This window comes from Belnapia sp. AC561, from assembly GCF_979252845.1.
The window spans coordinates 35,257-42,222 of sequence record NZ_CEEDBP010000019.1 but is presented as its reverse complement, the minus strand read 5'-3'; the positions used below and the strand labels follow the sequence as shown (position 1 = coordinate 42,222).

Here is a 6,966-nt window from a genome sequence, read left to right as displayed (position 1 = left end):
CTGTTCTACCCCGTCCAGTACGAGGGCGAGGAGGAGAGCAAGAACATCTTCTACACCGGCGCCGCCGGTCCGAAGGGCATTATGAAAAAGCTCATTTCAGGGTTCCTCCTGTTGCTGCTGCTGGCCCTGCCGGCCAGGGCGCAGGATGCATTCACCGCCGCCCTGCCCGGCCTGGCCGGCGGCTTCGGCGAGGCGGCGGCAGCGGTGGAGCAGCTCGGCGCCTCGGCCGATCCGCGGGCGCTGCCGGTGCTGCGGGCGATGACCGACGGCAAGCTGCTGAAGACGCCGGAGGGGGCATTGCGCCTCCCGCAGAGCGACGGCTTCGTCGATCCCGCGACCGGCCAGCCGGCCGATGCGGCGGGCGCCGAGACGGTGCGGCTGAACAACCGGGTGCGCCAGGCGCTGCGCGGGGCGCTCGGGCAGCTGCAGATCGTCTCGCCCGATGCGGGGGAGCGCCTCGCGGCCGCCGAGGGCGTGTTCCGCAGCCGCAGCGCCGCCAACGTGCCGCTGCTGGAGGCGGCGCTGGCGAAGGAGAGCGTGCCGCGGATCCGCGAGCAGATGGAGCTGGCGCTGGCCGCCTCCCAGCTCGTCGGCACGGATGCGGAGGCCAAGCGCAGTGCCATCGCCCGGCTGGGCAGCGCGGGCACCACGGAGGCGCGGGCGCTGCTGATCGAGGCGCGCATCGCCAATCCGGAGATGGCGACGGCGATCGGCGTCTCGCTGGCGGCGATCGAGCAGAAGCTGGCGATCCGGCGGGCGGCGGAGACGCTGTTCCAGGGGCTTTCGCTCGGCTCGGTGCTGCTGCTGGCGGCGCTGGGGCTGGCGGTGACCTTCGGCGTCATGGGCGTGATCAACATGGCGCATGGCGAGTTCGTCATGCTCGGCGCCTATGCGACCTTCATGGTGCAGGAGGCCTGCCGCGGCATCCCCTGGCTGGCGCCCTGGTCCTTGCCGCTCGCGGTGCCGGCGGCCTTCCTGCTGGCGGCGGCGGCGGGCGCGATCCTGGAGCGCGGGCTGATCCGGCACCTGTACGGCCGGCCGCTCGAGACGCTGCTGATGACCTTCGGCGTGGGCATGATCCTGCAGCAGGCGGTGCGGACCATCTTCGGGGCGCAGAACCGGGAGGTGACCTCGCCGGCCTGGATGCAGGGCACGATGATGCTGCCGGGCGGGATCGCGGTGACGCAGAACCGGCTCTGGATCATCGTCTTCGGCATCGCGGTGCTGCTGCTGGTGATCGCCGCCATCCGCTACACGCGCTTCGGGCTCGAGATGCGGGCGGTGGTGCAGAACCGGCGGATCGCGGCGACCATGGGCATCCGTACCGGCCGCGTCGATGCGCTGACCTTCGCCTTCGGCTCCGGCATCGCCGGCATGGCGGGCGTCGCGCTCAGCCAGATCGACAACGTCTCCCCCAACCTCGGCACCGGCTACATCATCGACAGCTTCATGGTGGTGGTCTTCGGCGGCGTCGGCTCGCTGGCCGGGACCCTGGTGGGGGCGCTGACGCTCGGCGTGGTGAACAAGATGCTGGAGCCCTATGCGGGGGCGGTGCTCGCCAAGGTCTTCGTGCTGGTCGCCATCATGCTCTTCATCCAGCGAAGGCCGCGCGGGTTGTTCGCACTCAAGGGACGGGCCGCGGAATCATGAGCGCGACACTCGCCGCGCCGGCGCCCTCGGGTGCCGGCCGCATGACCCTGCGGCTGCTGCTGATCGCCGCGGTGCTGATCCTGGCGATGCTGCCGGTGCTGAACCGGCTGCCGCAGGACAGCGCCGTCTACGTCTCGGACTTCATCGTCAGCATCACCGGCAAGTGGATCACCTATGCCATCCTGGCCCTGGCGATCGACCTGGCCTGGGGCTATGCGGGCATCCTCTCGCTCGGGCATGGCGCCTTCTTCGCGCTCGGCGGCTACGCGATCGGCATGCATCTGATGCGGCTGATCGGGCCGCGCGGGGTCTATGGGCATCCGACCATGCCGGATTTCATGGTCTTCCTCGGCTACCAGGAGCTGCCCTGGTTCTGGCTGGGCTTCGAGCATTTCCCCTTCGCCATCCTGATGGCCGTCGCGGTGCCGGGGCTGCTGGCGGGGGTGGTCGGGTTCCTCGCCTTCCGCAGCCGGATCACCGGTGTCTATCTCTCCATCATCACCCAGGCGCTGACCTATGCGCTGATGCTGGCCTTCTTCCGCAACGACATGGGCTTCGGCGGCAACAACGGCTTCACCGACTTCAAGGAGCTGCTGGGGATGCCGCTGAACACGCCCTCGGCGCGGAGCACGCTGTTCTACGCCTCGCTGGCAGTGCTGCTGGGCTCGCTCTGGATCTGCGCGAGGGTCACGCAGTCGAAGCTCGGGCGGGTGCTGGTGGCGATCCGCGATGCGGAGAGCCGGACGCGCTTCCTCGGCTACGACGTGACGCAGCACAAGCTCTTCGTCTTCGTGCTCTCGGCGATGATCGCGGGGATCGCCGGGGCGCTCTACGTGCCGCAGGTCGGCATCATCAATCCCGGCGAGTTCAGCCCGGGCAACAGCATCGAGGCGGTGATCTGGGTGGCGGTCGGCGGGCGCGGCACGCTGGTCGGGGCGCTGCTCGGCGCCTTCTCGGTCAATGCGCTGAAGACCTGGCTGACGACGGTGGCGCCGGACCTCTGGCTGTTCGCGCTCGGCGGGCTGTTCGTCGCGGTGACGCTGTTCCTGCCGCGCGGCCTGATCGGCCTGTTCCACAAGGCGCCCAAATGAGCGACGCGGTCCTCTACCTCGATGGCGTCTCGGTGGTCTTCGACGGCTTCCGGGCGCTGAACAACCTCTCGCTCATCGTCGAGGCGGGCGAGCTGCGGGCCATCATCGGCCCGAACGGCGCGGGCAAGACGACGATGATGGATGTCATCACCGGCAAGACCCGGCCGACCGCGGGGGTGGTGCGATTCCACGACCACGATCTGACCAGGCTGGACGAGGCGACGATCGCCAATCTCGGCATCGGGCGGAAGTTCCAGAAGCCGACGATGTTCGATGCGCTGACCGTCTTCGAGAACCTGGAGCTGGCGCTGAAGGCGCCGCGCGGGCCGTTCTCCTGCCTGCGCTGGAGGCTGGACCGCACCTCCCGCCAGAAGATCGAGGCGACGATGGCGGAGGTGGGGCTGACGGCGCGGGCGCATGACCGGGCGGCCATCCTCAGCCACGGCCAGCGGCAATGGCTGGAGATCGGCATGCTGCTGATGCAGGACCCGGAGCTGCTGCTGGTGGATGAGCCGGTCGCCGGCATGACCGACCAGGAGACCGAGCATACCGCAGCGCTGCTGGTGCGGATCGCCGGCGCCCGCAGCGTCGTCGTCGTCGAGCACGACCTGGAGTTCGTCCGCGCGCTGGGCTCCAAGGTGACGGTGCTCTGCGAGGGCGCGATGCTGTCGGAGGGCAGCATCGACCATGTGCAGAACGACCCGCGGGTCATCGAAGTCTATCTGGGGCGCTGAAGCATGCTGCGGGTAGAGAACATCGACCTGTCCTATGGCGCCTCGCGCTGCCTGCGGGGCGTCTCGCTGGAAGCCGACCCGGGGCGCATCACCTGCGTGCTGGGGCGGAACGGCGTCGGCAAGTCCTCGCTGATGCGGGCGATCGTCGGGCTGGAGAAGGTGCAGTCCGGGCGCATCCTCTGGGAGGGCAAGGACATCGCCCGCATGGCGCCGGCCGAGCGGGCGCGGGCCGGGATCGGCTACGTGCCGCAGGGGCGGGAGATTTTTCCGTTTTTGACGGTGCAGGAAAACCTGGAGACGGCGCTGGCGGCGGCGCCGCGCGGGTCCAAGGTGCCGGAGGAGATCTTCGTGCTCTTCCCCATCCTGAAGCAGTTCCTGGCGCGGCGGGGCGGTGACCTTTCGGGCGGGCAGCAGCAGCAGCTGGCGATCGGCCGGGCGCTGACGGCGCGGCCGCGGCTGCTGATTTTGGATGAGCCGACCGAGGGCATCCAGCCCAACGTCATCAAGGACATCGCCCGGATCATCCGGCTGCTGGCGCGGGAGAAGACGCTGGCGGTGGTGCTGGTGGAGCAATACTACGAATTCGCCCGCGACCTGGCGGACCGCATCGCGGTGATGGTGCGGGGCGAGGTGGCCCTCGGCGGGCCGGTGGGGGAGCTGGAGGATGAGGCGGTGCGGAAGCTACTGACTGTTTAGGCCACCGCGCAGCACCACCGGGATCTTCATGTAGCGGACGCCATTGGCCTCCGCCGGCGGAAACCGCCCTGCCCGCATGTTCACCTGGATGCTCGGCAGCAGCAGCAGCGGCGGTGCCAGCTTGGCATCCTTGCCCTCCCGCATGGTGACGAATTCCTCCTCCGTCATGCCGTCCCGCACATGCGGGTTGCGGGCGCGCTGCTCCGCCACGGTGCTTTCCCAGGCGAATTCGTCGCGGCCGGGCGCCTTGTAGTCGTGGCAGGTGAAGATGCGGGTCGCGGGCGGCAGGGCCAGCAGGCGGCGGATGGAATGCCAGAGCTGGCGGGCATCGCCGCCGGGGAAGTCGCAGCGGGCGGTGCCGTAGTCCGGCATGAACAGGGTATCGCCGACGAAGACCGCATCGCCGATCAGGTAGGCGACGCAGGCGGGGGTATGGCCGGGCACGTGCAGCACCCGGACCGTCAGGCCGCCGATGGCGAACTGCTCCTCGTCGGCGAACAGATGGTCGAAGTCGCCGCCATCCGGGGCCAGGTCGGCGGCATCGAAGACCGGGCGAAATATGGCCTGCACGTCGCGGATATGCTCGCCGATGCCGATGCGGGCGCCGGTGCGGGCCTTGATATAGGGCGAGGCGGTCAGGTGGTCGGCATGGACATGGGTTTCCAGCACCCAGCGAAGGGTGATGCCCGCCGCCGCCGCAGCCTGCAGGATGGCATCGGCGCCGGCGGTATCGGCGCTGCCGCTGCGGTTGTCCCAGTCCAGCACCGGGTCGATGACCGCGCCCTCCATCGTGGCGGGGTCCCAGACCAGGTAGCTGACGGTATTGGTCGCGGCGTCGAAGAAGGCGCGGGTCTCAGGCATCGCTGGCTCCATCATCGCGGCAGGATGATGGAGCCGCGGGCCTGAAATGTCAGCCTGGGACGTCGCGATCGGCCTCGCCGATGCCGCGCTGCATGAAGACGAGGTCGACCCAGCGGCCGAACTTCAGCCCGGCCGCCCGCAGCACCCCCGCTTGGCGGAAGCCGAGCGAGAGATGCAGGCCGATGGAGCCGACGTTGTCGCTGTCCCCGATGAGGGCGAACATCTGGCGGAAGCCGGCCTCCGTCGCGCGCGCGAGCAGCGCCGCGACCAGCGCCTTGCCCACCCCCTGCCCGCGCACGTTGTCGCGGACATAGATGCTGTCCTCCGCGGTGTAGCGGAAGGCGGAGCGGTCGCGGAACTGGGCGTAATAGGCGAAGCCGATGATCCCCTGGCCTTCGTCCTCCTCCTCGGCGACCAGCCAGGCCCAGCCGCTGTCCTGCACCTTGGCGAGGCGTTCGGCCATGGCGGCCTGGTCGGGCGGCACCTCCTCGAAGGTACCGGCGCCGTGGAGGACGTGGTGGGCGTAGATGGCGGTGATTGCCGGCAGATCCTGCGGCCCGGCATCACGGATGATCATGCGGCATCCCTCGGTTGCGGCGGCTGGCGGAGGACCCGTCCTAGACGGCGGCGGCGCCGGGTACAAGCACGGCCGGCCTCAGGTGGCGCTGCCGAGCGCCGCCGCAAGCCGCCCGGCGAGCGCCAGCAGGGCGCGGTCCCGCCCGGCGGCGGCGACCAGGGAGAGGCCGACCGGCGCGCCCTCGGCCCGGCCGAGCGGCAGGGAGACCTCCGGCAGGCCGGCAAGGCCGGCGATGGCGGTGACGCCCATGGTCCGCTCCCGCACCGCATTCTGCTCCGCCATGGAGGCATCGAGCCGCGGCGCCGGCACCGGCGAGGTCGGATAGGCGAGCACCGCGCCGCCGGCCAGCAGCGCCCGCATCCGGGCCTGGAAGCCGCGGCGGAAGGCGCGGCCGGCGGCGGCCTTGGCCGGATCCATGGCGCGGGCGGCGGCGAATCGCTCGCCGACGCCGGGGCCGAAGGCGGGCCTGGTCGCCTCCACCCAGCTGCCGAGGGTGGCCCAGGCTTCCTCGGCCTGGGTGCAGCGGAAATGCTCGTACAGGGCATCGAGGCCCTCGGGCGCGATATCGACCCGCATGGCGCGGCCGAGCAGGCCTTCCAGCACCAGCATGGGCTCGGCCAGCGCGACCACGGTGGCGGGGACGGCGTTGATCCAGGCCTCGTCCACCCGCAGCAGCGGGCCAAAGGCAGAGGCGCCGGTGTCCTCGGGCAGCAGCACGGCGCCGACGCGGGCCAGGATCTCCGGGTCGCGGGCGAACCAGCCGGGGGTGTCGAAGCTGGGGCCGAGGCCGCGGGCGCCAGCGAGGCTGACGGCGCCCCAGCTCGGGCGGATGCCGAAGACGCCGCAATAGCTGGCCGGGATGCGGACCGAGCCGCCGGTATCGGAGCCGAGGGCGAAATCAACCAGCCCGGCGGCGACGGCCGCGGCCGAGCCGCAGGAGGACCCGCCGGGGAAGCGGTCCGGCGCGGCGGGGTTCAGCGGGGTGCCGTGCCAGACATTCTCCCCGGTGAGGCCATAGGCGAGCTCGACCGTTTTGGTCTTGCCGCGCAGGCCGGCGCCGGCCTGGAGCAGGGCCTGGACCACCGGGGCGGTGGCGGCGGCGGGCGGGTTGGTGCGGGCCCAGTCGGGATTGCCGTAGGTGGTCGGGTGGCCGGCGACGTCGAAGAGGTCCTTGACCGCGAAGCCGAGGCCGGCGAGCGGGCCGGCCGGCGCGCCGGCGATCTTGACCCGGGGGCCGGGGACGAAGGCGCCCGCGGTGTCGTTCCCCGCGTGGTCGGTGATGGGCTCCGGCATGGTGGCGCTCGATCCATGGCTGCTGTGCTGCGGGGCGACAGAGTAGCGCGGCGGGGCGCCGGCG

General features: G+C 71.0%; 7 protein-coding genes. 4 read left to right on the top strand and 3 right to left on the bottom strand.

Features of this window, described 5'->3' with window-relative positions; all coding sequences use genetic code 11:
- The 4 genes from urtB to urtE form a co-directional block, all read left to right on the top strand.
- The coding region (urtB, locus tag AC0IW9_RS16525) for an urea ABC transporter permease subunit UrtB (RefSeq protein ID WP_471649376.1) at nucleotides 1-1,650 on the top strand (1,650 nt) is incomplete at its 5' end.
- Nucleotides 1,647-2,741: an urea ABC transporter permease subunit UrtC gene (urtC, locus tag AC0IW9_RS16520; RefSeq protein ID WP_471649375.1), complete on the top strand. Its 1,095-nt coding sequence runs from the start codon at nucleotides 1,647-1,649 to the stop codon at nucleotides 2,739-2,741. The genes urtB and urtC, both read left to right, overlap by 4 nt.
- On the top strand, nucleotides 2,738-3,475 hold the full coding sequence (gene urtD / locus AC0IW9_RS16515) for an urea ABC transporter ATP-binding protein UrtD (protein ID WP_471649374.1): 738 nt from the start codon (nucleotides 2,738-2,740) through the stop codon (nucleotides 3,473-3,475). Before urtC ends, urtD begins: the two co-directional genes overlap by 4 nt.
- A gap of 3 nt (nucleotides 3,476-3,478) precedes the next feature.
- Nucleotides 3,479-4,171, top strand: coding sequence for an urea ABC transporter ATP-binding subunit UrtE (urtE, locus tag AC0IW9_RS16510; protein ID WP_471649373.1), 693 nt, complete (start codon nucleotides 3,479-3,481; stop codon nucleotides 4,169-4,171).
- Here urtE and AC0IW9_RS16505 read toward each other — a convergent pair.
- From AC0IW9_RS16505 to AC0IW9_RS16495, 3 genes are all read right to left on the bottom strand, one after another.
- Nucleotides 4,157-5,032, bottom strand: a complete 876-nt coding sequence (locus AC0IW9_RS16505; RefSeq protein ID WP_471649372.1) for an MBL fold metallo-hydrolase — start codon at nucleotides 5,030-5,032, stop codon at nucleotides 4,157-4,159. The genes urtE and AC0IW9_RS16505 overlap by 15 nt on opposite strands.
- Nucleotides 5,033-5,081: 49 nt before the next feature.
- The gene (locus AC0IW9_RS16500; RefSeq protein WP_471649371.1) at nucleotides 5,082-5,609 is read right to left on the bottom strand and encodes a GNAT family N-acetyltransferase; all 528 of its coding nucleotides are present in this window, start codon (nucleotides 5,607-5,609) and stop codon (nucleotides 5,082-5,084) included.
- A 78-nt stretch (nucleotides 5,610-5,687) separates the two neighbouring features.
- The gene (locus AC0IW9_RS16495) at nucleotides 5,688-6,902 is read right to left on the bottom strand and encodes an amidase (RefSeq protein ID WP_471649370.1); all 1,215 of its coding nucleotides are present in this window, start codon (nucleotides 6,900-6,902) and stop codon (nucleotides 5,688-5,690) included.
- Between the last annotated feature and the right edge of the window lie 64 nt (nucleotides 6,903-6,966).